We start from the raw sequence: 25,495 nt of genomic DNA, 5'->3' as shown, positions 1-25,495 counted from the left end.
CTCCGTCATCCGGTCGATAGCTCGCCCAAATTGCTGCCCCGAGACCCCGATGAACACAGACACCAATCTCAAAGCCGCCAATGGCGACACCGCCTGGCAGGACGATGTCCGCGCCGGCGTCCGCCATGTCCGCGATCTCGCCTCGCTGCCGCTGTCACCCGCCGAGCGGGCGGCGGCGCAGGAGGCAGCCGCGCGGCACAAGGTGCGTGCCCCAAAAACCTATCTCGACCTGATCGACTGGAACGATCCCGCCGATCCGATCCGCGCGCAGGTCATTCCATCGCCGGATGAGCTGGTGGAAACGGAAGGCGAGCTCGACGATCCGATCGCCGACCATGCCTTCAGCCCGGTGCCGCGGTTGACGCATCGCCATGCCGACCGGGTGCTGTTGTTCCCGACCTATCAATGCGCGGTCTATTGCCGCTTCTGTTTCCGCAAGGAATCCCTGACGTCCATCGGCCGCGGGTACTCGCGAGAGGCTCTGGAAGAGGCTTTTGCCTATATCGAAGCCCACACCGAAATCCGCGAAGTGATCCTGACCGGCGGCGATCCGCTGTCCTTGCCGGACAAGGCGCTGGCCGAAATCCGCGCCCGTATCGAGACGATCGCGCATGTGCGGTTGCTGCGCATCCACACGCGTATACCTGTCGTACTGCCCTCCCGGATCACGCCCGGGTTGGTTGCCGCTCTGCAAGGCCGCCTGATGGTCACCGTCGTCACCCATTTCAACCACGCGCGCGAGATCACGCCCGCCACCGAGATGGCCTGTCGCATCCTGCGCCAGGCGGGCTTCGTGCTGCTCAACCAGAGCGTCCTGCTCAAGGGCGTCAACGACACGGTGGACGTGCTGGAGGAACTCTGCCGCGAGTTGATGTACCGGCTCGGCATCAAACCCTATTACCTGCACCACGGTGACCTCGCGCGCGGCATGGCGCATCGGCGCACCACCATCGCCGAGGGACAGGCGCTGGCCGGCGCTCTGCGTGCCCGCCTGTCGGGCATCTGCAATCCCGTCTATGTGCTGGACCTGCCGAAAGGCGGCGGCAAGGTGCCGCTTGGGCCGTGTTCCATCGAGGCGCGGGAAGGGGACAACAACTGGCGCATTCGCGGCCAGGATGGCGAGGTCAGACTCTATCGGGACGTGGTGGGATAGGCACGGCGCGGCACCGGTTCCGCCAATGACCGCTGCCGGCCATGGTGTGGATCGTGATGATCGCACCTAGCTTTTGACATGACACGTTCGCCTGCATCTCGTATATTGACATAAAGATATCCTTATGTGATGGTTATCGCCTCAAGGATAAGAAATGTCGCAGAATTCTGCATCGCTGGACGCATTGTTCGGCCCCGTCGCGGCCAAGCCCGACGGTTCGGAAGTGCTTGCGGCGCTCACCGCGGCAGCGCGCGAGCGCATTCTGATCCTCGACGGCGCCATGGGCACGCAGATCCAGGACCTGGGTTTTGACGAGGAGCATTTCCGCGGCGAGGCCTTCGCCGGCTGCGCCTGTCACCAGCAAGGCAACAACGACCTCTTGATCCTCACGCAGCCGGCGGCGATCGAGGAGATCCACTACCAATACGCCATTGCCGGCGCTGACATTCTTGAGACCAACACCTTTTCCTCGACGTCGATCGCCCAGGCCGATTACGGCATGGAGGATGCCGTCTATGCGCTGAACCGCGACGGTGCGCGGCTGGTGCGCCGCGCCGCCATTCGCGCCGAGCAGGAAGACGGCAAGCGCCGCTTCGTCGCCGGTGCGCTCGGGCCGACCAACCGCACGGCCTCGATGTCGCCCGACGTCAACAATCCCGGCTACCGTGCCGTGACCTTCGACGATTTGCGCCTGGCCTATGGCGAGCAACTGCGCGGCCTGATCGACGGTGGCGCCGACATCATCCTGATCGAGACCATTTTCGACACGCTGAACGCCAAGGCGGCGATCTTCGCCTGCAACGAGATTTTCATCGAGAAAGAGGTGCGCCTGCCGGTGATGATTTCGGGCACCATCACCGATCTCTCAGGCCGCACGCTGTCGGGGCAGACGCCGACCGCCTTCTGGCATTCGGTGCGCCATGCCAGCCCGTTCACCATCGGCCTCAACTGCGCACTCGGCGCCAACGCCATGCGCGCGCATCTGGCCGAAATATCGGCCGCTGCCGACACTTTCGTCTGCGCCTATCCGAATGCCGGCCTGCCCAACGAATTCGGGCGCTATGATGAGAGCCCGGACTTCATGGCCGCACAGATTGAGAATTTCGCGCGGGAAGGGCTGGTCAATGTCGTCGGCGGTTGCTGCGGCTCGACGCCGGAGCACATCCGGGCGATTGCCGAAGCGGTCAAAAAATATCCGCCGCGCGCCATTCCCGAGATCGAGCGCAAGATGCGCTTGTCCGGGCTGGAGCCGTTCACGCTGACCGACGAGATCCCCTTCGTCAATGTCGGCGAGCGCACCAATGTCACGGGATCGGCCAAGTTCCGAAAACTGATCACGGCGGGCGACTATGTCCCGGCGCTCGACGTGGCGCGCGACCAGGTCGCCAATGGTGCCCAGATCATCGACATCAACATGGATGAGGGCCTGATCGATTCGAAGAACGCGATGGTCGAGTATCTCAACCTGATCGCCGCCGAGCCTGATATCGCGCGCGTCCCGGTGATGGTCGACTCCTCGAAGTGGGAGATCATCGAGGCCGGCCTGAAATGCGTGCAGGGCAAGCCGCTGGTCAATTCCATCTCGATGAAGGAAGGCGAGGAAGCCTTCCTGCATCATGCCAGGCTGGTGCGGGCCTATGGCGCAGCAGTGGTCGTGATGGCTTTTGATGAAGCCGGCCAGGCTGACACCAAGGCGCGCAAGGTCGAGATCTGCACCCGCGCCTACAAGCTGCTTACCGAACAGGCCGGCTTTCCGCCCGAGGACATCATCTTCGACCCCAATGTCTTCGCGGTCGCCACCGGCATCGAGGAGCACGACAATTACGGCGTCGACTTCATCGAGGCCACCGGCGAGATCACCTCGACACTGCCGCATGTCCATATCTCGGGCGGCGTCTCGAACCTGTCCTTCTCGTTCCGCGGCAACGAGCCGGTGCGCGAGGCCATGCACGCGGTGTTCCTCTACCATGCCATCCAGCGCGGGATGGATATGGGCATCGTCAATGCCGGCCAATTGGCCGTCTACGACATGATCGAGCCGGAGCTGCGCGAAGCCTGCGAGGATGTCGTTCTCAACCGCGCCCCCAAGGCCGGCGGCACCGCCACCGAGCGCATGCTGGAGATCGCCGAACGCTTCAAGGGCACGGCCGGCAAGGAAGCGCAGGAGCGCGATCTCGCCTGGCGCGAGCTGCCGGTCGAACAGCGGATTTCGCATGCGCTGGTCAACGGCATCACCGAATTCATCGACGCCGACACCGAGGAAGCGCGGCTTGGCGCCGAGCGCCCGCTGCATGTCATCGAAGGTCCGCTGATGGCCGGCATGAATGTCGTCGGCGACCTGTTCGGGGCGGGAAAAATGTTCCTCCCGCAAGTGGTGAAGTCGGCGCGTGTCATGAAACAGGCGGTCGCTGGGCTGCTGCCGCATATGGAGGCCGAGAAACTGGCCAACGCCGCCAACGGCATCGACAATGGCGAGCGCCAAACGGCAGGCAAAATTCTGATGGCGACGGTGAAGGGCGATGTCCACGACATCGGCAAGAACATCGTCGGCGTCGTGCTTGCCTGCAACAATTACGAGATCATCGATCTCGGCGTCATGGTGCCGGCGGCAAAAATCCTGCAGACGGCGCGCGACAAACAAGTCGACATTATCGGCCTGTCCGGCCTGATCACGCCGTCGCTCGACGAGATGGCGCATATGGCCGCCGAGATGGAGCGCGAGGGCTTCGACATTCCGCTCTTGATCGGCGGCGCCACGACCAGCCGCGTGCACACGGCGGTGAAGATCCACCCACGCTACGCCAAAGGGCAGACGGTCTACGTCACCGACGCCAGCCGGGCGGTCGGCGTGGTCTCGGCGCTGTTGTCCAACGACGGCAAGGCCGACTATGTCGACGCCGTGCGAGCCGAGTACAAGAAGGTCGCCGACGCGCATGCCCGCTCGGAAGCAGACAAGCAGCGGCTGCCGCTGGCCAAGGCGAGGGCCAATGCGCACAAGATCGACTGGTCTGCCTACCAGCCGCCGAAGCCGTCCTTCACCGGCGTGAAAGTGTTCGACAACTGGGATCTGGCGGAGCTCTCGCGTTACATCGACTGGACGCCTTTCTTCCAGACCTGGGAGCTGAAGGGCCGCTACCCCAAGATCCTCGAGGACGAAGCACAGGGAACCGCCGCGCGCCAGCTGTTCGAGGATGCGCAGGCGATGCTGAAGAAGATCATCGCCGAAAAATGGTTCGCGCCGCGCGGCGTCGTCGGCTTCTGGCCTGCCAATGCCGTCGGCGACGACATCAGGCTGTTCACGGATGAGGCACGCTCGCAGGAGCTGGGCACTTTCTTCACGCTGCGCCAGCAGCTGACCAAGCGCGACGGCAAGGCCAATGTCGCGCTGTCGGATTTCGTTGCGCCTGCGGACATCGGCAAGGCCGATTACATCGGCGGCTTCATCGTCACGGCAGGGATCGAGGAAGTGGCGATCGCCGAGCGTTTCGAGCGCGCCAATGACGACTATTCCTCGATCATGGTCAAGGCGCTGGCCGACCGCTTCGCCGAAGCCTTTGCCGAGCGCATGCACGAGAAGGTGCGCACGGAGTTCTGGGGCTATGCCGCCGACGAGGAACTGGCGCCGGACGAGCTGATCGGCGAGCCCTATCGCGGCATCCGCCCGGCGCCCGGCTATCCCGCGCAGCCCGACCATACCGAAAAGGCGACTTTGTTCAGGCTGCTCGATGGCGAGCGCAATGCCGGCGTCAGCCTCACCGAAAGCTATGCGATGTGGCCGGGCTCGTCGGTGTCCGGCCTCTATTTCGCGCATCCCGAAAGCTATTATTTCGGCGTCGCCAAGGTCGAGCGTGACCAGGTCGAGGATTACGCCCGCCGCAAGGCCATGCCGCTCGCCGAGGTCGAGCGCTGGCTCGGCCCGATCCTCAACTATGTGCCCCAGCACTGTGCCGAGGCGGCGGAGTAGGCGCCCCGCTCTTCGGTCGACCATTTTCCCAAATTGGGAAAATCCCACTTGTTCCCAATTTGGGAATATCCTATATTGAGTCATGCAGATCATTGCCAAGAAGGCACTGAGGGACTTCTGGGCCAAGCACAATCAGGCCGAAGCGCCTTTGACTGCATGGTATGTGACTGTCGACAAGGCCGACTGGAAGACCCCTGCCGACATCAAGGTTGTGTTTGGTGCCGCGGTTGATTTTGTCGGCGACAATCGTGTCATTTTCGACATAGGCGGCAACAAGTACCGTTTGATTGTTCATGTCGCCTACAAGTTTCGTCGTGTCCTGATCAAATTCGTCGGGACACACAAGGACTACGACAAGATTGATCCGGAGAAGGTGTGATGGAAAACATTCGACCCATTAAGACCGAAGCCGACTATGATTGGGCGATTGCGGAGATCACCAAATACTTTGAGAATGAACCCGAGGTGGGCTCTGCCGATGGTGATCGCTTCGACGTCCTTGCAACCTTGATCGAGGCTTATGAGGACAAGCACTACCCAATTGAAGCGCCGGATCCAGTCGAAGCCATTCGTTCTCACATGGAACTGTTCAAACTTTCTCGCAAAGCTCTGGCCGATGTAATCGGGTCTTCGCCTCGTGCGACCGAAGTGCTGAGCCGCAAGCGTGCCCTCACCATGGATATGGTCTTCAAGCTCAGCAAGGAATGGCACATTCCAGCGGACGTTCTTGTGCGGCCTTACCACCTTGCGAAAGATAAGGAACGCAAGCGCGCTTAGCACATTTGCCGCCCAGCCGCCTGACCACGAGCGAACGGGACGGCAACAGGTTCAAGGACGGCGCCAGATGAACTGGCGCCGTCGATGGATGGAGGCCAAGAGGCAAGTCCTGCCAGGCCGCTCTTTGTTGATCTCTCCCCCTTTCCAAAAAAATCTCACCGCACCGGGGAATAAAGCTCAGGCCTTCCGGGTCTTGTTATCAGCGGGGCCATTCCGGCCCGCGACCCCGAAGAAACGAAACAAGGAATTTTGGACATGACCAAGCTCGCTTTCAGCGTGGCTGCGATGCTGCTTGCCTCGAGCGCTGCCTTTGCCGGCAGTGACCACTTCACCAACAAGGCCAACCAGCCTGCAGTCGACACCAATGCGACGGCCTCAATTCCCTACACAGCGCACCAGGACGGCGTCGACGCCAAGGTGAACGACCGGGCCGAACCAGGGCTCGGTGCAGGACATCATTGACCAGCACAACCGCGACGGCATCTGGGGCAACTGAGTTTCATGAGTGCCGGCGCTAGATCCCGCGGCGCCGCCGCATCAGGACGGGAGCCGGCGCTCTCCGTCATCTCTTCCGCCACTTCAGACACCACTCACAAGAGGAAATCACCATGTTCAGCATGACACGTCGCACATTGCTTGGAACCACACTCGCCGCCACCGCTTTCGGCCTTGCCGGCAAGCTGGAATTCACTCAGCCCGCCTTCGCCGAAACGCCGGTCGAGCCGTCGGTCGGCTTCTACAAATACAAGGTCGGCGATATCGAGGTGACCGCCATCTATGACGGCATTTGGCGCAAGCCCCATGACCCGGCCTTCATCAAGAATGTCTCGGTCGACGACACCAAGGCCGCACTCGCCAAGGCGGGGCTGACCACCGAGTTCATGCCGATCCCGCTCACCGTTGTCGTGCTCAAGATGAACGGCAAGCTCATCATGATGGATGCGGGCTCGGGCGTTGGCCAGTGGCAGACCAACGCCACGCATTTGCCGGCCAACATGGCCGCCGCAGGCATCGACTACAAGGCGATCGACACCATCATGATCTCGCATTTCCACCCAGACCATGTCTGGGGCCTGATGGAAAAGGGCACCAACGCGCCGGTGTTCCCCAATGCCGAGCTGATCGTCAACGCCACCGAATACAATTGGTGGACCGATCCCAGCCGGCTGGCCAAGCTTCCCGAGGGCCGCAAGCCGGCGGGCAAGCGCATCGCCGAAAATTTTCCGAAATGGAAGAACTGGAAGCTGGTCGAGGACGGCGCCGAGGTCGTGCCCGGTATCCAGATCATCGCCGCGCCTGGCCACACGCCTGGCCACTCGGTCTACCTCGCCAACTCCGGCAAGGAACAGCTGATGATCTCGGCCGACACCATGTATGTGCCGGCCCTCTTGGCGCCGCATCCGGAGTGGCAGGGGGCCTACGACCAGGACGGGCCGACGGCGATCGCCACCCGCCACAAGATCATCGACCGGGTGATCGCGGACAACATCCGCATTTCCGGTTCGCACTTCCCGTTCCCCGGCACCGGCGTCTTCGTCAAGGACGGCAATGCCTACGGTTTCACGCCAGTCCAAATTTGAACGGCTAGCTCAAACACAAAGCGAGAAAGACAATGAGACAGATCAATCTGGGCCGAAACGCCCTGTTCGGCCTGCTCGGCGCCATCGCCGTGCTGACCGTGGTCCCCGTCGCAACGATCATGCCGGCCTATGCGGTCGACGATATCGAAGGTACGGACGCGCCGGATCTCACCGCCGTCCAGGCCAAGATCGCGGTCAAGGACTACAAGGGCGCGCTGGCCGATCTGCGTGATCTCGCGCAGGACAACCAGCAGGCCGACGTCTACAATCTGCTCGGTTTCACGCTGCGCAAGACCGGCGATTTCACCACCGCGCTGACCTACTACAACAAGGCGCTGGAGCTGAAACCCGACCACAAGGCCGCCCGCGAATATCTGGGCGAGCTTTATGTCGAGACCGGCGACATGGCCAAGGCCAACGAACAGCTGGCCTCGCTGCAAAAACTGTGCCCCGCCGGCTGCGAGGAACTCGAGGATTTGCAAAAGGCCATAGACACCAAGGTGACGCAGTAAGGCCTGGCACGTTCTCCCTCACCCGGATTGCCAAGGCCGAATTGCGAAGGGCAATCCGACCTCTCCCCGAGGGGAGAGGAAGGGGTGCTCGGCCGCGACACCCGTCTCTTCTCCCCTCGGGGAGAAGGTGGCCGCGAAGCGGCCGGATGAGGGGGCCTCGGTGCCCCGTCAGCCTTTGAACCAGTTCAGTTTGGGCGATCGTGGCCGGCGCCCAAAAAGCTGGAGCCGGCATGCTTCCCTCAGGCCGGCTCCGGCCCCTCGGATATCACTCACTTCCAGCGCAGCTCCTGCGTGCCCCACCAGGCGCGCGGTGTGCCTGCTCATTGCCAAGACCCGGAGCCAGATCATGACGCCCACCGACCACGCCGCGAAGCTTCGCCTGCTCGCCGCAAAATACCACCTCAAGGACGCAATCCTGCTGGTCGCCCGCCTGCTGTTGTCCGTGCTCTTCCTGCATGAAGGCCTGACGCTCGCCACCCATTTCCAAGCAGGGGCCAAAGCGATGGCTGCGATGGGCGTGCCCCTGCCGATGTTCATCGCCACCATCGCGCTGCAACTCGGGGCAGGGCTCTCAATCGCAACAGGCCTGCTCACCCGCCTCGGCGCCCTCGGCCTCGGCCTGTTCTGCCTGGCGACGGCCCTTCTGTTCCACACCAACCTCGCCAGCCAGAACGAACTGCTGCATTTCGAAAAAGACCTGGCAATCGCCGGCGGCATGTTCGTGCTGGCCATGACCGGTGCCGGCGCGTTCTCGCTGGATCGGCTGGTGGCGCCCATCTGCAGCAGCGCCAGGGCGCCAAGGACATGGTGGCAGCACTGCTGGCGGCGGAGAACGACATGACGATGAAGGTGACGCTACCCGGTTTGAGGGGGCGTGCTGCCCTTGCGCATCGCTATGCCGGCCCGTACCAAATGCTCGCCTGCTGGAACCAGTCCCGATGCTCGGCATTCTATTAGCTGGGGATCAAGGAGTGTGAGATGAAAGCGGCTTTGGCACTGATCGCAGGCTTCGTCCTGACCCTTGCGGTCTTTGCCAGCGGGCTGGCTTTCGCCGCCTGGCTGATTGTCGCCAAGCCCGTGCATCAGGCCGGACCCGCCGACAGTGTCTCGCAACTGTGGACCAAGGACGCACAAAAGATCGACAAGGCAGCGCCGGGGCTGGAGCGCGTGGCCGCTGCGCAGCCCCCGGCACCCGACGCCGCCGCCAGGATGCAGTCACCCGACCCGACCACTACAAGCGCTGTGGCGCCCGACATGGGCGAGCAGCAGGCCGCGCTGCCGGCTGCCCATGTCAGCTGGTGCGCGGATCGCTACCGCTCCTACAATCCTGACGACAACAGCTACATGTCCTACAGCGGACAGCAGCGCCCCTGCATGTCGCCCTATCTCGACGCCAACGCCGCCGAACAGACCGCGCAGCAACCCGCCGAGGTCAGCTATGTCGAGGGCGCCGCCCCCTTGGTTGCAACAGCGGACCTTTCGGACGACCATATCCAATCCTGCTTCAGCCGCTATCGCTCCTACCGACCCGAGGACGACAGCTACCAGCCTTATTCCGGCGGGCCGAGGCGCCAGTGCGAGTAGGCGCCACGCGCCGCCCGAGGCGTAGGCGACCCCGGCGATCACGCAAATTTTTTGGATCGTTCGGATCGGCCCCGCGTTCATCCCTGACGCAACGGAGGAAATCACGATGGGCGACCAACGCCACGACAAGATTGAGCAGCGCGCATACCAGATCTGGGAACGCGAAGGCGGGCATCACGGCGATCCCGAGCGGCACTGGCACCAGGCCGAAATGGAGATCGACAGGGAAGCAGCTTTGCCCCTGACGGCCGACGATGCCCTGCCGCAAACCAGCGAGATCGCCAGCACCGACGTCCTGACCGTCGAGGAACTGGCCGTGCGCACCGGCATATCCGGCGACGAGGCGCAGGAGCTGATCGACAGACTTGGCACCGACCGGGCGGCGGTTGAGCAGGCGGCTCGGAGCCTCAAGGGGAAAAGGCGGCCCACGTCTTGATCGGGGGCCTGCGTGCGGGCCGAAAGCTGCTACAGGCTTACTTCCGTCAGCGCCGTGTGAGCGTAAGTTTTTCGGTCTAGCAGACACGGCGTGCCGGAACGCATTGGGCTTCAGGATCCATGCTGCGTTTTTAAGTGCCGCGCGCACTCGTTGAGCCGCTGGCGAGGTTATGGCGCCATTGATCACGGGGCCGGATCTACTGCGGCGCCCGCGCACTCTGCCAAAACCAGATTGCGAGTGAGCCGGATCGCCCACGGATCTGTGTCTCCACAGGTCCTCTTAAAGCACCGGATTTGAACAATGCGCAGTCGCGACCGGCGACATCAAGCATTTCGTCACTCACCGCCACTTCGGCATTCCGGCCGGCAGCGATCTCCATCAAGCGACTTGCAACGTTGACGGTGTCGCCGATGGCCGCGATGTGCTGACGCCCTTCGCCGCCGAGTCGAGAGGCCACGATTGTTCCATGATGCGCTCCAATCTTGAAGCCGATCCGGGATGCGGTCGACGCAGGTAACGAGGCAAGCCAACTGTTGGTGCGGCTGGAGAGCCCGACACAACAGCGGGCAGCATTGAAGGCGTCGTCTGTCGCCGGTTCCGGCAGGCCGAACAGGATCATGGCGCCGTCACCCATGAAACTCGTGACAACGCCACCACAGCTCGTCACTTCCTTATCCACCAACGCGTGAAAATTGTTCAGGAGTTCGCGGGTGGCGCTCGGTCCCAATGTTTCACTCAATCCGGTGAAGCCGGACAGGTCGATGAACAGGATGGCGGCTTCTGTCCGGACGGGTTCCGAGAGGAAGTCGCCATGCTTGGCGAGCCATGCCCCCAGTCCTGGCGCTTCAACGCGTTGAAGCAATTGGCTCTGGGTGGCGAAATATTGGGCCCGGCTCCTGCCCAGCCAAAGCTGCGCGGCCCCAAACAGGATTGCCGGCGGAACGGCAGCGGTCATCGGCAGCGCGGCGCTCAGCCAGATATGGTGCAGGAAGGCGGTCATGTTGACCACGAACCAGATCAGGACCACGCCGGCGACCGCCGTGAGGCCGATGGCGTTTCGGCGCCACGCCAACAGGCCGACAAGAAGCATGGGCAGCGCCACCGCAAAGCCCGCGTCTACAAGTCGAACGTTCTGGTCGCGCACGATTCCGTCGCCGGCCATCAGATGGGCAATCGCCGTCGACATGACCTCGACGCCCGGCAGTATGGGATCGAATGGTGTCGGGAAGACATCGCCGGTGCCGGTTGCGGTCGCTCCTATCAAGACAATTCGACCCCGGATAGCGCCGGGATCGAGATGGCCCTCCAGCACCGTCGCGGCGCTGATCGTGCGGATCGTGCCGCGCGGGCCATAGAACGTCAGAGGCAGGATGTGACCTATGTCCGTTCGGATCGACCGTCCGTCCAGCGATACATCATCCGGCGCAATTCCAGGGTCCGCTCCCGCCGCTATTGCGGCGACACGCAAGGAGAAGGACGCTTGCAACTGATCTCCGGTCCGAAACAGCAACGGCACGAACCGGGGCGTTCCCGTCCTGTCGGTGCCCACGTTCACGACGCCGACGGCGGCGGCGTCCGAAAACGCTTTCAGGGGCCACAGGAACCGCTCGGCATTCGGCACGCTGGCGAGGGGTCCTTCGCCCACGGCCAGCGTCCATTGTTTGCTTCCGGGGTAGATCGCCGCCGCAGCGATTACGCTTCTACTCCTCCTCAGCGAACGCGCGAGCGCCTCGTCAGTGTCCTTTGCCCCGGGGTCGACCAGCAGCAGGTCGAGCGCAATGGCTTTCGGCCCGAGCGGCTCTATCGTATCGATGATTCGGGCGAGCATGGCGCGGCTGAGGGGATAGCTGCCCTCGCGCCGCACCGTTTCATCGTCTATTGCGACAATGGTGATCAGCTCCGGCGGCTTTGCCGTTCCTCGGACAAGCGTTCGAAGATCGGTCATCGTTGCCTCGACGCGATCGAGAAACCACAAATTGCCGTGCCAGTGCGCGAAGCCCAGGCCGGCGCCCCAAAGACCCGCCAGAATGAGCGCGATCAGCGTCGGAAGCCCTCGTCGGCTCATTGCAAGCTCATTGGGCAAGCTCACTGGCCGAAACGGGCCAGCAATGCGGAAACGCGCTTGGCGGGCCAGTGCTTGACGATGAGTTTGCCTGTCCCGGCCTCGACGTCCACGCCGTCGCCCGGTGCGAGGACCACGACGGCGGTGGATGCCGGTCTTTGCACGGCGACGCGACCTCTCAGGACGAAGACAGACGTCTTGCCATTGCCAACGTCGACTGCCCATTTTGTGCCTCGCACCGCGGCGATCGCCTGCGGGGTGATAACCGCGAAGCCACCCTGGACCGCGCCGGCCGGAGCATCGAGCAGCAGCGCTTTGCGCCGCAACCTGACCGCGTCGGGACTGCCGTTTCGATCGCGATCCTCCAGCGTAAATCGAGCGCCACCTTCCACAATGACGGCAAGTCCGTCCCGACATCTCAGAATCTGTCGAGACGTACCGGCCACCGGCTCGAACGTACACCCTGCATCCTGCGCATGGGCGGCATCCACCCAGAAGACACCGGCAAACAGGACAGCCACCAGGCTACGGAAAAATCGGGCCCTTGCGCTCATCAACGTCTCCTCGCTTTACAGAAACTCTGCGACAGGAAAATCTTCTGCCGTCAACTTGCCGCATGTTTGGTTCACGAGCCGGCACTTGCAGCCGCGTTGGCTTGAGGGATGCCGACCGGCAATCGTAACACGACAAGCTGCCCCAACGTTAGGCGGGTCGCGTTCGCCGGGCACGCAGGGCGAGGGAGGTGCCCCCATGGTTGCAACAGCGGACCTTTCAGACGACCATATCCAATCCTGCTTCAGTGCGTATACCAGATATGGGAACGTGAAGGGGACATCCGTGCCTAGTCGGTCACGACTTCGAGCAACGTGCGGGCTGCTTTTGTTTTCTGAGGATGAAACCTGCCCACCTCTAACAGCCTCGTCTCGCGCCTACTATATGGGGATTGGGGGGCACCGATATGGGCATCAAGACTTGGATTCGGAATCGAGCATACGTAGCCGCTTTGAAGATTGCGGCCAGGAAGCCCGTCCAGGAACAGCTTCACATTACGGGTTCGTCCGCCAGCGGCAATGACTGCGTTCACATCCGGTTCTATGACCCAGCCAACAAGAACAATGAACTCCTGGTGGATGAGCTAGGGCCGGTGGCTGCTTCAGGGCACTATTACAACGAGCCAACTGGCGTCGCCTATGCCTGTAGCATTCCGAGGGCCGCGTTGCAGGACTTTGGCTTTAAGGCTGAGCACTATTTCAAGGGGCACCGCATAACCACGACGGAGGCTTGGCGCTTTGTCTTGAGTCAATGGACTTTTTATCATTGGATTTATTACGCTAAGGACCAATGGGCGCAGACACGGTTCAACCGAAAGCCACTAGTGCGGCAGGGGCGCATTGATGTCCTCCGGTACTTCGTCTCGAAGACAATCGAGAAGAGCGGCTTCACATCAGATAGGATGGACCTGATTTGGAAGCTGTACTCCCTGCGAAGTTTCCGACACCCTGATCGCGAAGCTACCACGAATTATTACGGTCTCATTCTCGAATCACTTGTGGGGAGCGGGGAGTTGACTCAGGAAGGCGGCAATTATCGCCTGTCACCTAAGGGCGTCGCCGGCCTGATCTCATTTGAGCTGGATGAGAAGCGCTTCAAGCAAAACGCCCGGCTGCAGATTATTTTGGCCGTGTTGACCGGAGTTCTTATTCTGGTCGGCATCGCCCAGGTCGCGGTCACCTATCTCGCCGCTCCAGCAATTCAATAAGTGGGACGACTGAATTCTACCTCTCGACTCCAAGCTCTAGATAAATATATCCTTCCCGTGGGGATATATTGGTTGGAGTGGGGAGAACAATGAAGATTGAGCGGTTAAGCATCCGGGATTTTCAGTGTTTCGGCCCTAATCGAAAGGAGATCGCTTTCGAGGAGAATGTGACAACGTTCGTCGGCGGCAACGGCTCCGGCAAGACAGCCGCATTTCTTGCCCTTTCACGGCTGTTCGGCGTCACGTCATCCCAGCGTACAATCCGTCGCCGCGATTTTCACATTCCAAAGGGCAGCCAGGAGTTAGAGTCAGGCGCTTCGCTAGCGATCGAAGTCGTCTTTGGCTTCCCAGAACTTGAGGGGCTGGATGAAGAAGATTACGAAGATGCAGTTCCAGAATTCTTCCTACAGATGGCCGCCTCCGCCCCCGGCGAGCCACTCAAGGTTCGTATGCAGCTTCGTGCGACGTGGACTGATGACAGCACGCCAGACGGCGATATCGAAGAAGACCTGCGCTGGATAAAAACACTCGAAGAGACTTTTAATTGGGATGAGTGCACACGGGTTCAATCGGTCCACCGTGGATCTGTCCAACTAGTTTACGTTCCGGCCTCGCGCGATGCCGCCAGCCAGGTGACAAATCTTCTGAAGGGTCGACTCTGGCAGGCTGCTCGTTGGTCAGAGGGCTTTCGCAATCGCAGCGCTCAAGGAGCGGAGCGGATTCAGCAATTGTTTGAGCGCGAAGAACCAGCAGAATTCGTGATTGAGCGTCTGTCGGCACGGTGGAGTCAGCTGAATGAAGCGGACACCGAAACGACGCCGGCGCTGAGACTTGTCGATAGTCGTTTCGAGGAATTGGTGCGAAAGGCGGAGTTCGTTTTCTCGCCCGATGAAGAGGGACGCGAACGCGAACTAGCCGACCTAAGCGACGGCCAACGATCACTGTTCCATATCGCCCTTACTGCGGCAACATTGGAGGTTGAGAAGGACGCCTTTGCTCAACCTGCCGCCGGAAGTGCATTCGAACACGAAAAGCTTCGCAGAACACATTTGACGCTTCTCGCAATCGAAGAGCCAGAGAACAGCCTCTCACCGTTCTTTTTGTCGCGAATCGTGTCTCAAGCACGGGAAATTGGCGCGTTGCCGACGGCCCAAGTGATGTTGTCGAGCCATTCACCGGCAATCCTGAGTCGGATCGAACCGGAGGAGGTGCGGTATTTTCGGCTCAACCGTAACACGCGGCGGAGCTATGTCCGGAAGCTCACACTACCGACAGGCGATCAGGAAGCGAGGCAATATGTTAGGCTTGCCGTGAAAGCATATCCCGAACTTTATTTCGCGAAATTTGTAGTATTGGGTGAAGGGGACTCGGAGCGGCTGGTGATTCCACGAATTGCAACCGCCATGGGTATTCCGCTCGACCCATCCTTTGTGCCAGTGGTCCCCCTGGCGGGTCGTTTCGCCGGTCATTTCTGGAAGCTGCTTTCCGATTTACGGATTCCGCATGCAACGCTACTCGATCTGGATCTTGGCCGGCGACATGGCGGAGCGAACACAATTGAGAAGGCAGTGAATGATTTGCAAGAGAGCGGGATGGACCTTTCCGAAAATTCCTACGTGGAGGGCGGAACCGTAGACCTGGAAGCGCTGGATGAACTGACTAATGAAGAACTGCTTGATGAAGATCATGACTGGTTCGATGCTCTTGCCGAGCAAAACGTATTCTTCTCACATCCACTAGATCTCGACTTCGCGATGCTCTTCGCATTCTCGGACGAATACCAAATCTCTCACCCGGGCGGGCAAGGCCCCCGCATGGGCGCCGACGCGGTCGCTGAGAAGAAGAGCACCGCGCTAAAGACGGGCGGCGATCCTGATCTGTACGGCGATGAATATAATGAAGCGTTCGGCTGGTATCCTTATCTATTCTTGAACCGTAGCAAGCCGGAGACGCACATTGTCGCGCTTTCCCGCATTGAAAAGGAAAGCCTTGCCGAAAAAGCTCCTAAAGAACTTAAGGCGTTGATCGATACAATCCGCGAATCCCTCGGTCTGCCGGAAGTGGACGAATGAGCCTGATCCGCCCCGAAGACTGGCGACCGCAGGGTGTCGATGATCTCGAGCCGCGGGCTTGGGAGGCGCTTAGAGAGAGCGACCAGAGCGTGCTGGTAACAGCAGGCGCCGGTGCTGGTAAGACAGAATTTCTGGCGCAGAAGGCGGCATACTTGCTGTTGACGGGGCTCTGTCCCGCTCCGAAGCGCATCTTGGCGATCAGTTTTAAGCGTGATGCAGCGCGCAATCTGGCGCTCCGAGTTGAGAAGCGTTGCACGCCCGAACAGGCACGCCGTTTCAACTCCTTCACGTTCGACGCATTCGCAAAGAATCTGGTTGACCGGTTTAGAGCGGCAATACCCGATGAGTTTCGACCACCCGCCGACTACCACGTTGTCATGCCGAAGCGCGCTGATTTTAGTGATTTTCTACGGCGAAAGAATATTCATGCGATCGACGCACCGCAACTCGAGCGGCTGGTTGCCCGGACGCCGTTGCCATTTCGCAATGGAAGCTTAGCCATTCAATCAGTGCGTGCATATTGGCAGGCTCAGTTCGAGGACTATGAAGATGTCCTGCTTTCATTTGCTATGATGAACCGCTTGGCCCTGCGAATGCTGCAGGAAAATCCGGCGGTTAGGCGTGCACTCCATATCAGCTATCCGGTCATCTTCTTGGACGAATTCCAAGACACAACGTTTCCCCAGTATGAACTTTTGCAGGCGGCCTTTAATGGCGCCGATCCGATTCTAACGGCGGTCGGAGACTACAAGCAACGCATCATGGTCTGGGCCGGTGCGATCCCGGAAGCTTTTGATACATTTGTGGCCGATTATCAGGCGCGCCAAGTATCGCTGATTTGCAATTGGCGCTCTCACGAAGATCTTGTTCGGATACAACATGCGATTGCCTCTCAGATAGATCCAGAGGTAGAACGCCCAGAGGCGCGGGCTGAGCGCTCGGTTGATGGTGATATTGCCGCCATTTGGCAGTTCGGGACAGAGCAGGAGGAAGCTGAAGTCATCGCGACGTGGATTGCGCAGGAAGTTGCGGCCGGTACGATTGAACAGCACGACATTGCCATCTTAGTTCGCCAGTATGCAAACGACGTCGAAGGCAAGCTAACCGATGCCTTTGCCCTCTGCGGCCTTCGTTTACGAAACCTCGCGCGCGAGGTTAGCGGAATTTCGATCCAAGATGTGCTGGGCGAGGAACTCACGCAAGTACTTTTGCCGTTACTGCGCCTTGGAAGTTCCGTCCGCAGTCCAAACGATTGGGATACCTCCCTTCAAAATCTTCAGTTCCTAGAGGCCGTCGACAGCGACGACGACAGAGCTTTGCAGAGACAGGAACAGCGTCTTGAAACATTCGTGCGGGAGGCACGCCGTTCGATGCTCGGTAAGAGCCCGGATGAGGATGCTGTAGAAATGGCCGCGCGACACGCTTTAGAATTCTTGCAGGAACAGAAGCTGCGGCAGGCCTTTTCCGAGTATCGACGTCAGATTGACTTTAATCGTGCCTGGGGCGGTTTTCTCGCCCTTCTACAGGAATGCGCGTTAGGGGGTGGCAATTGGACCGATACCTTAGACGAGTTCGAAGGCATCGGTCAGGTCGTTCTTATGACAATTCACAAGAGCAAGGGTCTCGAATTCCATACAGTGATATTTTACGGGCTCGATAACCAGACGTGGTGGAGCTTGACGCCGCAGCGCCCAGAGGAACTGAAATCATTTTTCGTGGCTTTCACACGAGCGATGCAGCGGGCTTTTTTTACTCTCTGCATCGAACGCGGGCAACCGGTCACCTGGCTAGAGAGGTTATTGCGGCCAGCTGGGCTCGAGAGGGTAGAAGGCCAAACGATCGTAGATTAATGCATAGCGCGAACGCTCCTCAGAGGTGTGTCGGACTTTCGAGCCCTTCCGCCTGAACCTGCCTGCAGGTCGCGAGGTTGAAAAAATTAACCTTTCATTAACCATACCACCGCTAGCGTTTACCTCTCAGTAAGGAATCGCCCGCCGTGACCTTTGCCGCTCCCCTCGAGGCCAAATCCATTCGCTTTCGCGCCCGCTCCTTCGTCGCTTTCACGCTGACGCCGGAGGCGCCTTTGGATGTGTGGCTGGAGAGCCTCGATCGCTGGATCGGAAATTCGCCGGGCTATTTCGCCGGGCGCCCGGTGGTGCTCGATCTGAACGTGCTGAAGCCCGATGTCGTGGCCATCGAAGCGCTGGTCGGCGTGCTCGGTCAGCGCGGCATCCGCGTCTATGCCATGGAGCTCGATGGCGGCGCCGAGCTTGGCGCGCATCTGCCGCCGGTGCTGGTCGGCGCCAAGGAGGCGACCACCGATGGCCTGCTGCAGCCGAGCCGCAAGGCGGGCAGGGCGGAGGACGCTACGGCGGCGAATGGTATGAAGCCGGCAGGTGATTCGAAGAGCTCGAGTGATGTGAAAGCCGCGGGCGATTTGAAGGCGGCGGGCGAGGCCAGGCCGCTGCCGCAGGACACCAAGGCCAAGTCCCTCGACGCGGGCACGTTGATGATCCGTTCGCCGATCCGCTCTGGGCAGCTCATCTTCCATCCGCATGGCGATGTCATCGTGCTGGGCTCGGTCGCTTCCGGTTCCGAGATCGTCGCCACCGGCTCGATCCATGTCTATGGCACGCTGCGCGGCCGCGCTTCGGCGGGCGCTCAAGGCAACACGGCGGCCCGTGTCTTCTGCCGCCGCAACGAGGCCGAGCTTCTCTCGGTGGATGGCTGGTATTGCACCGCCGAGGAGATGGACCCGTCAGTCCGGGGCAAGCCTGTGCAGGCATTTCTCGACAACGGCATGCTGCGCATCGCCCCTTTCAGCTAATGCGCCGGGCGCGGCTCGCGCCCGGTCAGCGACATAACGAACAACAACGGAGGCTTTATTGATGGGCAAGGTAGTGGTGGTCACCTCGGGCAAGGGGGGCGTCGGCAAGACGACCTCGACCGCGGCTCTGGGGGCGGCGGTCGCCAAGACCGGCAAGAAGGTGGCGCTGGTCGATTTCGATGTCGGCTTGCGCAACCTCGACTTGATCATGGGCGCCGAGCGGCGCGTCGTGTTCGACCTCGTCAACGTCATCCAGGGCTCGGCAAAGCTGTCGCAGGCGCTGATCCGCGACAAGCGGGTCGAGACGCTGTTCCTGCTGCCGGCCTCGCAGACGCGCGACAAGGATGCGCTGACCGAGGAGGGGGTGGCCGAGGTCATCGGCAAGCTGCGCTCGGTCTTCGACTATGTCTTCTGCGACAGCCCGGCCGGCATCGAGCGCGGCGCCCAGCTCGCCATGCGCTTTGCCGACGAGGCGGTCATCGTCACCAACCCGGAAGTGTCGTCGGTGCGCGATTCCGATCGCATCATCGGCCTGCTCGACGCCCGCACCCTGCGCGCCGAACAGGGCGAGCAGATCGCCAAGCACGTGCTGGTCACGCGCTACGATGCGGCGCGCGCGGCGCGCGGCGAAATGCTGTCGATCGACGACGTGCTGGAGATCCTGTCGACGCCGCTGCTCGGCATCATTCCCGAGAGCCAGGATGTGCTGCGCGCCTCCAACCTCGGTTCGCCGGTGACGCTGTCGGAGCCGCTCAACGCCGCCGCCAAGGCTTACATCGATGCCGCAAAGCGGCTTGAGGGAGAACAACTGCCGGTCATCGTGCCCTTCGAGCGCAAGGGCTTCCTTGACCGTCTGCTGGGAAGGAGGGCGGCATGAACCTGCTCGACATCTTCAAGCGGCGCACCAGCGCGCCGGTGGCGCGCGAACGGCTGCAAGTGCTGCTCGCCTATGAGCGCCGCAACCGCAGCCAGCCCGATCTCGTCTCCATCCTGCGCGAGGAGATCATGGCTGTGATCGCCAAGCACGTGCAGATCGACCAGGACTACCTCCAGGTCTCGATGGACCGCGGCGAGACCATGTCGACGCTGGAAATCGACATCCAGATCCCCAACAAGAGCCCGATGCCGCTGGCAATGGCGGGGTGAGTTAACAGGACTTGGGTTTCCTCGCCCCCGCAAAGCGGGGGAGAGGTGGCCGCGAAGCGGTCGGAGAGGGGGCCTGCGACGCTGGCGGGTTCCCTCTGAATCATTTTCAAGGCCGAGCCATTCCCCTCTCCGTCGCGGCTTCGCCGCGCCACCTCTCCCCACTATCGTGGGGCGAGGAACATCTTGCGAAGCTGGCGCCAAGCATCCCCAGCCGGACCTGCGGTCCGACCTCCCCACAAGGGGGAGGTAGGCGGCCTTATCTCGAAAAACATTCAACCAAACGGTTGACTATTCAAAAGCGCGCCTCTATATTCAACTACATGGTTGAATTAGAGACGCCCCAGATGGACCAGGTTTTTCACGCCCTTAGCGATACCACGCGCCGGCACATGCTTAACGACCTCGCCGGCGGCGAGCGCACGGTGAGCGAACTGGCCCAGCCCTTTGCCATGTCGCTGGCCGCAGCCTCCAAGCACATCAAGGCGCTGGAGCATGCCGGGCTGATCCGTCGCGAAGTGCGCGGCCGCACCCATGTCTGCCGGCTCGAGGCCCGCCCGCTGGCCACCGCCTATCAGTGGCTTGGCCAATACTCGCGTTTTTGGAACAGCCGCCTCGATGTGCTCGAACAGCTTTTGCGCGAGGAGGCGGGGCGTAAAACGTCGACCACACAGTCAACGCCGGAACCCGCAACTCCAGCCAAGTCGGAATCACTCAGGCCGGAACCATCCAGGCCAAAATCACCCAGGCCAACATCATCCGAGGGAGACGAGCAATGAACCAGATGAACAGCTTCGACGGCTACGCCCAGCTGATCCAGCCGGCCACTTTGAGGATCGAACGGCTTTTGCCTGGAACCATGGAACGCGTCTGGGAATATCTGACGCAGAGCGATCTGCGCCGCCAGTGGCTGGCGGCCGGCGACATGGATATGGACGAAGGCTCCTCCTTCGAGCTCGTTTGGCGCAACGACGAACTGACCGACCCACCCGGTCAGAGGCCGGCCGCCTTTAGTGGCGGCGAGCAGCGGATGCAGAACCAGATCGTCGAATGCGATCCACCGCGCAAGCTCACCATCACCTGGAACGGCAGCGGCAATGTCACGTTCGAATTGGCGCAGCGCGGTGACGACGTCCTGCTCACCTTGGTCCACCGCCGCCTGGCTGATCGCTCGAGCCTGATGATGCATGCCGCCGGCTGGCACGCGCATCTCGACATCCTGGCCGCCCGCGTGGCGGGCGAACAGCCGGAACCGTTCTGGGACGGCTGGAGCCGTCTCATGACGGAATACGACCAGCGCCTGCCGGCCTGACCTGACGCATCGCCCGGTCCAACCGGGCGGGGCACCATCGATCCCTCGCGCCGGATGCCGGCGCAAGGGCCGGCGAAACACGCGCCTTCGCCAGCCACCGCGGCGCGCCATCAGAAATGAAACGAAGCAACGTGCTTGCATCCCGCAAGCCTGAAGGAGGAAGTCATGCGTAAATTGATCACCGGAATGAAGATCTCCATCGACGGCAAGATGGAAGGGCCCGAAGGCTTCGCGGACTGGGTCGACAACTGGTCGGAGGAATATGGCCTGATGCCGGAGATTGATGCCTGCCTGCTCGGCAGCGTCATGTATGCCGGCTACGAGCGCTACTGGAGCGCGATCCAGCAAAATGAGCCGGACCAACCGCTGCCGATGACCGGCAAGCTGGTCGACCCGGCCGAACTCGAATGGGCGCGCTTTGCCGCCAAGACGCCCCACTATGTGTTGTCGAACACGATGACTTCGGCGGCCTGGGCCTCTACGCGCTTCCTGCGCAGCCTCGACGACATCGCGGCGTTGAAACGCGAGCCCGGCAAGGACATTTACCTCATGGGCGGCGCCCGTATCACCGCCAGCCTGATCGAGGCCGGGCTTGTCGATGAGATGCGGCTCATCGTCTATCCAATGCTTGCCGGCGACGGCAAGGCGCTGTTCGGCACAGTGCACGCCCGGCACAAGCTGGAACTGCGCAAGGTCGGCCAGCTTTCGGATGGGCGGGTAAGCCTGGTGTATGGGCTGATGAATTAGCCTCTGTTCCTCTCCTCCGATCGGCGGGAGAAAGGGCGCGCGAAATGAATCCGGCGGGCACCTTTCCTCTCCTCCGATCGACGGGGGAGAGGAAATGGCGTCGCGCATCGCTTGCCCCATAAACGACCCGGCCGTGCCACACGACAGCCGGGCCGGTTGCCCGTATCTCCGTGCCGACGCTGCGGCGCACCGCTGCGGGGAGGAGACAGAATTGACGTCGACGCCAATTGCCCGAACCGAAGCGAAAGCCTTGCCGATTGGCGCGCTGCTTGGCGCCATGGTGTCGATCCAGATCGGCGCCACCTTCGCAAAGGGCCTGTTCCCGCTGATCGGCGCCAATGGCACCACGGCGCTCCGGCTTGCCGTCGGGGCGCTGATGCTGGCGGCGGTGCTGAGACCCTGGCGGGTGTGGCCGTCGCGCGCCGTACTGCCCTGGCTCATCGCCTATGGCGTGAACCTCGCGGCGCTGAACCTTCTGTTTTATGCCGCCCTTGCCAGAATCCCGCTCGGCGTCGCGGTGGCGCTCGAATTCTCCGGTCCGCTTCTGGTGGCAACGCTGTCGTCGCGGCGCGCCAGCGACTTTGTCTGGGTGGCGCTGGCCGTCGCCGGCATCGTGCTGTTGTCGCCCTTCATCCATTCCGGCCGTGCGCTCGACCCGATCGGCGTGATGCTGGCGCTTGCCGCCGGCGGCTGCTGGGCGCTCTACATCGTCTTTGCGCAAAAGGCGGGCGCCGAGCTCGGCAGCCAGACAACCGCTTACGGGCTGGCCATCGCCGCCGCCATCGCCTTGCCGTTCGGCATCGCCGAGGCGGGGTCCGGCCTCCTCGCACCTGCGATCCTGGTCAGCGCGCTGCTGGTCGGGCTGTTCTCCAGCGCCTTGCCGTTCTGGCTGGAGATGGTGGCGCTGACCCGGATGCCGGCCAGGCTCTACGGCACGCTGACCTGCCTGGAGCCGGCGCTGGGCGCGCTGGCCGGTTTCCTGTTCCTGCACGAGATCCTGAGTCCGCTGCAATGCGCGGGCATCGCCGCCGTGGTCGTCGCCGCCTTCGGTGCCGCGCTGACGAACAAGCCGCCGGTGCCGTCGCCGGAATAGCTGCCGGTCGGCGTGAACTGTCTTTCGAAATGTTATACCTTGATGCCCGGGCAGGGGAGAGGGCATGTCGATTGCGCGGCGCTGGTTGTTCTACAAAGCCTTTCTCGAGACGGAGTTTTCCAGTTCAGCTCCGACCCTCGGTTGGCGGCTTCGCAGCCTGCTCAAGGGGCATCCCTCAAAAGGCCTGGTGATGCTGGAGGCCAAGGCTTATCGCGAGCATGACTATTTCAACTTCACCTTGGAACGGCGACGCAAGGCGACCTACAATCTCCGCCTTGCGCAAGCACTGCACAACAAACTGGTTCAGAAACTCTGGCTCGATTGCGTCATGCCATCCGTGGCGCCGCCGGTCACCCACTATGTCGCAGGCCAAAAGCTCATAAGCCTGGCTGGCGATGGCAAGATCCGCGAACTGGATGCGCTGCTTCAGCTGCTCGCCGAAAAAGGCGAACTGTTCCTGAAGCCCGCTGGCGAGGGCAAGGGCAAAGGCGTCAAGAGGCTGGCCCAATTGCCCGACGGCATCCTCGCAAACGGTAATCGCATCGAGGCGCGGCAATTGCTGGATGGTTTTTCCAATGCTTCGTCCACCGGCTACATCGTCTCCGATATCATCCGGCAGGGGCCTTGGAGCGAAGCCTTCTTCCCCGCGACGTTGAACACGCTGCGCGTGCTGACCGGCACGCATTTTTCAGACCACCGGCCGGCCTTTCTCGCAGCGACGATGAAAATGGGCCGGCCTGCAACCTATCCCACCGACAATTGGCAATCGGGCAAAGGCGGCATCGCCGCCAAGGTGGATATCGACACTGGCGTCCTGGCCGCCGGGCTGTTCTATAATGCTGAACTCAAGAGGCGTGAGTTCCGGGAAACGCACCCCGAAAGCGGTCTCCAGATTCGCGGTGCTGCCGTGCCCGACTGGCAGGCCGTCAAGTCGGTGATGCTTCATCTTGCGAGTCTGTTGCCCTATCCCGGCCTCGTTGGATGGGATGTCGCCCTGATGCCAACCGGCATCGTCATCGTCGAGGCCAACACCAGCGCCGGGCTGGACATCCACCAATGTCACGGCAGTCTCAAACAGACGCCGGAGCAGCGCAGCTTCTGGGCTGAAATGCGGATGTGAGATCACACGCAGGGTTCGCCGGCTCCGGGTGTCCGGTTGCTCTGAATGCCGCGGCATCGGTATATGGCTCATCGCGGAGATCCCATGGGCGTGGCGAAGGCTGACAGCGGTGCTTGAATCTTCTTTGGTCAAAGCGGCAATCCTGCTGGGGCTTGCCCTTGTCTTTGCGGCGCTCGCCTGGCGACGGGTCCGGTCTCGCCGTAAGGCCCGGCTGCGGGAAAATCCGTCAAATGACTACGCCGTGCGGCGGGACTGGTCGGACAGCCGCGGCGACCTCAACTATTCGTCTTTTGTGTATTTCGACGCCGATCGCGACGGCCGCTATGGGCTGGGCGACCGGCCGATGGCCGGCATCATGGTCAGGCTGCATGACGGCGAGGGCCGTCTCGTGGCAGCGGCGCGAAGCAACCGCGCTGGTTTTGCCAATTTCAAGACGTCGACGAAACACCGGGCCGCGCCCATCCATCTGCCGGGCAACTATCGGTTCGCGGTTTCGGTACCGCCCGGCTGGCGTTCGAGCAGCGCCAACGAGGTCCAGTCGCAGCACGTCCGGTCGCTGCCGGGTTCGCCAACGGGGCTGGTTACGGAGGCGATGCTGCAGCCGGTCGGCCTGTTTCCTGTGCGGCAGCTCAGCGGCCGCGTTGCCGGTAATGTCTCGGCGAGCGTCACGGTGATGAGCAAGGGGGAAAAGGTGGGGGTGCATCCGCTTGGTGATGGCGGCGGCTTTCGCGTCGATCTGCCCGATGACGCCGACGCGGTCGAAATCACCGGCGATGGTGTGGCGCGCCGGCTGGCCTTGTCGGCCTACCCGACGGAGGTCGGCCTGCTGTCGCCCGAAAATGCCGCCATCGACGGGGATGCCTCCTTGCAGACCATCGGTTTCGACGATGTCACCGGGCGCGGCTTGCGCAAAGTGCCGTCCGGTTATGCCGGGTTCACCTGGTTCAATTTGAACGCGATGGCGCGCGATCACATCGACGGCAGCGAAGGCTATGTCAACGGCAACATCTCGGGAGACCATATCTGCTACACCAGCAGCGGGCATCCGGCCGAACTCTCCAGCGAAAAACCGTTCGGCTTCCACTCCGTGATGTTGACGGCGGCGTGGTTGAAGTCCGAAGGCGAAACCGCCCTGATCGAGAGTTGGCTCGGCGACCGGCTGGTCGCCAGCGACACCGTCACCCTGTCGGCGCTGGCACCCGTGCACTACGCGCCGATGCTGGCGGCGGTGACGCGCGTGTGTTTTTCCACACGCCACTACTGGCAGCTAGTGCTCGAAGATATGGTGGTTGCGCACTGAGTTGGTCCCGAGACCTGCGGCTCGGGAAAAGATCATGCTCTAGAAACGATCAGG

The 25,495-nt window shown here is 61.7% G+C and carries 24 protein-coding genes; 22 read left to right on the top strand and 2 right to left on the bottom strand.

What is annotated here, in order from left to right:
* Positions 1 to 49 precede the first annotated feature (49 nt).
* The 10 genes from ACWGTO_RS24715 (at position 50) to ACWGTO_RS24670 (ending at position 10,006) form a co-directional block, all read left to right on the top strand.
* On the top strand, positions 50 to 1,153 hold the full coding sequence (locus ACWGTO_RS24715) for a KamA family radical SAM protein (protein ID WP_454577412.1): 1,104 nt from the start codon (positions 50 to 52) through the stop codon (positions 1,151 to 1,153).
* Between the two features lie 154 nt (positions 1,154 to 1,307).
* A complete protein-coding gene (gene metH / locus ACWGTO_RS24710) occupies positions 1,308 to 5,117 on the top strand; it encodes a methionine synthase (protein ID WP_454577411.1) in 3,810 nt (1,269 codons plus the stop codon).
* 82 nt (positions 5,118 to 5,199) lie between these two features.
* Positions 5,200 to 5,496: a type II toxin-antitoxin system HigB family toxin gene (locus ACWGTO_RS24705; protein WP_454577410.1), complete on the top strand. Its 297-nt coding sequence runs from the start codon at positions 5,200 to 5,202 to the stop codon at positions 5,494 to 5,496.
* The gene (locus ACWGTO_RS24700; protein ID WP_454577409.1) at positions 5,496 to 5,894 is read left to right on the top strand and encodes a helix-turn-helix domain-containing protein; all 399 of its coding nucleotides are present in this window, start codon (positions 5,496 to 5,498) and stop codon (positions 5,892 to 5,894) included. Before ACWGTO_RS24705 ends, ACWGTO_RS24700 begins: the two co-directional genes overlap by 1 nt.
* Before the next feature lie 255 nt (positions 5,895 to 6,149).
* Entirely contained in the window at positions 6,150 to 6,356 is a 207-nt protein-coding gene (locus ACWGTO_RS24695; RefSeq protein WP_454577408.1) for a DUF680 domain-containing protein, read from the top strand.
* 146 nt (positions 6,357 to 6,502) lie between these two features.
* Positions 6,503 to 7,474, top strand: coding sequence for an MBL fold metallo-hydrolase (locus tag ACWGTO_RS24690; protein ID WP_454577407.1), 972 nt, complete (start codon positions 6,503 to 6,505; stop codon positions 7,472 to 7,474).
* A 32-nt stretch (positions 7,475 to 7,506) separates the two neighbouring features.
* Positions 7,507 to 7,986, top strand: a complete 480-nt coding sequence (locus ACWGTO_RS24685; RefSeq protein ID WP_454577406.1) for a tetratricopeptide repeat protein — start codon at positions 7,507 to 7,509, stop codon at positions 7,984 to 7,986.
* A 346-nt stretch (positions 7,987 to 8,332) separates the two neighbouring features.
* Positions 8,333 to 8,827 carry a DoxX family protein gene (locus ACWGTO_RS24680; RefSeq protein ID WP_454577405.1) on the top strand — a complete coding sequence of 165 codons (495 nt, stop codon included), beginning with the start codon at positions 8,333 to 8,335 and terminating at the stop codon, positions 8,825 to 8,827.
* A gap of 137 nt (positions 8,828 to 8,964) precedes the next feature.
* Positions 8,965 to 9,570: a BA14K family protein gene (locus ACWGTO_RS24675; RefSeq protein WP_454577404.1), complete on the top strand. Its 606-nt coding sequence runs from the start codon at positions 8,965 to 8,967 to the stop codon at positions 9,568 to 9,570.
* A 106-nt stretch (positions 9,571 to 9,676) separates the two neighbouring features.
* Positions 9,677 to 10,006: a DUF2934 domain-containing protein gene (locus ACWGTO_RS24670; RefSeq protein ID WP_454577403.1), complete on the top strand. Its 330-nt coding sequence runs from the start codon at positions 9,677 to 9,679 to the stop codon at positions 10,004 to 10,006.
* A 196-nt stretch (positions 10,007 to 10,202) separates the two neighbouring features.
* Here ACWGTO_RS24670 and ACWGTO_RS24665 read toward each other — a convergent pair whose 3' ends face one another.
* Positions 10,203 to 12,071 carry a CHASE2 domain-containing protein gene (locus ACWGTO_RS24665; RefSeq protein ID WP_454577426.1) on the bottom strand — a complete coding sequence of 623 codons (1,869 nt, stop codon included), beginning with the start codon at positions 12,069 to 12,071 and terminating at the stop codon, positions 10,203 to 10,205.
* Between the two features lie 20 nt (positions 12,072 to 12,091).
* Positions 12,092 to 12,622, bottom strand: a complete 531-nt coding sequence (locus ACWGTO_RS24660) for a FecR domain-containing protein (protein ID WP_454577402.1) — start codon at positions 12,620 to 12,622, stop codon at positions 12,092 to 12,094.
* A gap of 404 nt (positions 12,623 to 13,026) precedes the next feature.
* On the opposite strand from ACWGTO_RS24660, the gene ACWGTO_RS24655 reads away from it, so the two are divergent.
* The 12 genes from ACWGTO_RS24655 to ACWGTO_RS24600 all read left to right on the top strand — a co-directional run bounded on the left by ACWGTO_RS24655 (position 13,027) and on the right by ACWGTO_RS24600 (position 25,441).
* The gene (locus ACWGTO_RS24655) at positions 13,027 to 13,827 is read left to right on the top strand and encodes a hypothetical protein (protein ID WP_454577401.1); all 801 of its coding nucleotides are present in this window, start codon (positions 13,027 to 13,029) and stop codon (positions 13,825 to 13,827) included.
* An 89-nt stretch (positions 13,828 to 13,916) separates the two neighbouring features.
* Positions 13,917 to 15,899 (top strand): ATP-dependent nuclease, encoded by a 1,983-nt coding sequence (locus ACWGTO_RS24650; RefSeq protein WP_454577400.1) that lies wholly within the window; start codon positions 13,917 to 13,919, stop codon positions 15,897 to 15,899.
* Entirely contained in the window at positions 15,896 to 17,749 is a 1,854-nt protein-coding gene (locus tag ACWGTO_RS24645) for a UvrD-helicase domain-containing protein (protein ID WP_454577399.1), read from the top strand. The genes ACWGTO_RS24650 and ACWGTO_RS24645 overlap by 4 nt, the downstream gene beginning before the upstream one ends.
* 146 nt (positions 17,750 to 17,895) lie before the next feature.
* The gene (gene minC / locus ACWGTO_RS24640) at positions 17,896 to 18,726 is read left to right on the top strand and encodes a septum site-determining protein MinC (RefSeq protein WP_454577398.1); all 831 of its coding nucleotides are present in this window, start codon (positions 17,896 to 17,898) and stop codon (positions 18,724 to 18,726) included.
* Between the two features lie 61 nt (positions 18,727 to 18,787).
* Positions 18,788 to 19,603, top strand: a complete 816-nt coding sequence (gene minD / locus ACWGTO_RS24635) for a septum site-determining protein MinD (RefSeq protein WP_029869303.1) — start codon at positions 18,788 to 18,790, stop codon at positions 19,601 to 19,603.
* On the top strand, positions 19,600 to 19,872 hold the full coding sequence (minE, locus tag ACWGTO_RS24630; RefSeq protein ID WP_181061161.1) for a cell division topological specificity factor MinE: 273 nt from the start codon (positions 19,600 to 19,602) through the stop codon (positions 19,870 to 19,872). The genes minD and minE overlap by 4 nt, the downstream gene beginning before the upstream one ends.
* A gap of 320 nt (positions 19,873 to 20,192) precedes the next feature.
* Positions 20,193 to 20,648 (top strand): metalloregulator ArsR/SmtB family transcription factor, encoded by a 456-nt coding sequence (locus ACWGTO_RS24625; protein WP_454577425.1) that lies wholly within the window; start codon positions 20,193 to 20,195, stop codon positions 20,646 to 20,648.
* Positions 20,645 to 21,181 (top strand): SRPBCC family protein, encoded by a 537-nt coding sequence (locus ACWGTO_RS24620; RefSeq protein ID WP_454577397.1) that lies wholly within the window; start codon positions 20,645 to 20,647, stop codon positions 21,179 to 21,181. Before ACWGTO_RS24625 ends, ACWGTO_RS24620 begins: the two co-directional genes overlap by 4 nt.
* A gap of 165 nt (positions 21,182 to 21,346) precedes the next feature.
* Entirely contained in the window at positions 21,347 to 21,928 is a 582-nt protein-coding gene (locus ACWGTO_RS24615; RefSeq protein WP_454577396.1) for a dihydrofolate reductase family protein, read from the top strand.
* Positions 21,929 to 22,139: 211 nt separating this feature from the next.
* Positions 22,140 to 23,021, top strand: coding sequence for an EamA family transporter (locus tag ACWGTO_RS24610; RefSeq protein WP_454577395.1), 882 nt, complete (start codon positions 22,140 to 22,142; stop codon positions 23,019 to 23,021).
* Positions 23,022 to 23,085: 64 nt separating this feature from the next.
* Positions 23,086 to 24,141, top strand: a complete 1,056-nt coding sequence (locus ACWGTO_RS24605; RefSeq protein WP_454577394.1) for a sugar-transfer associated ATP-grasp domain-containing protein — start codon at positions 23,086 to 23,088, stop codon at positions 24,139 to 24,141.
* Between the two features lie 109 nt (positions 24,142 to 24,250).
* Positions 24,251 to 25,441: a hypothetical protein gene (locus ACWGTO_RS24600; RefSeq protein WP_454577393.1), complete on the top strand. Its 1,191-nt coding sequence runs from the start codon at positions 24,251 to 24,253 to the stop codon at positions 25,439 to 25,441.
* Positions 25,442 to 25,495 lie beyond the last annotated feature (54 nt).

Source organism: Mesorhizobium sp. PL10 (genome assembly GCF_053714315.1).
This window is presented reverse-complemented; position numbering and strand designations above follow the sequence as displayed.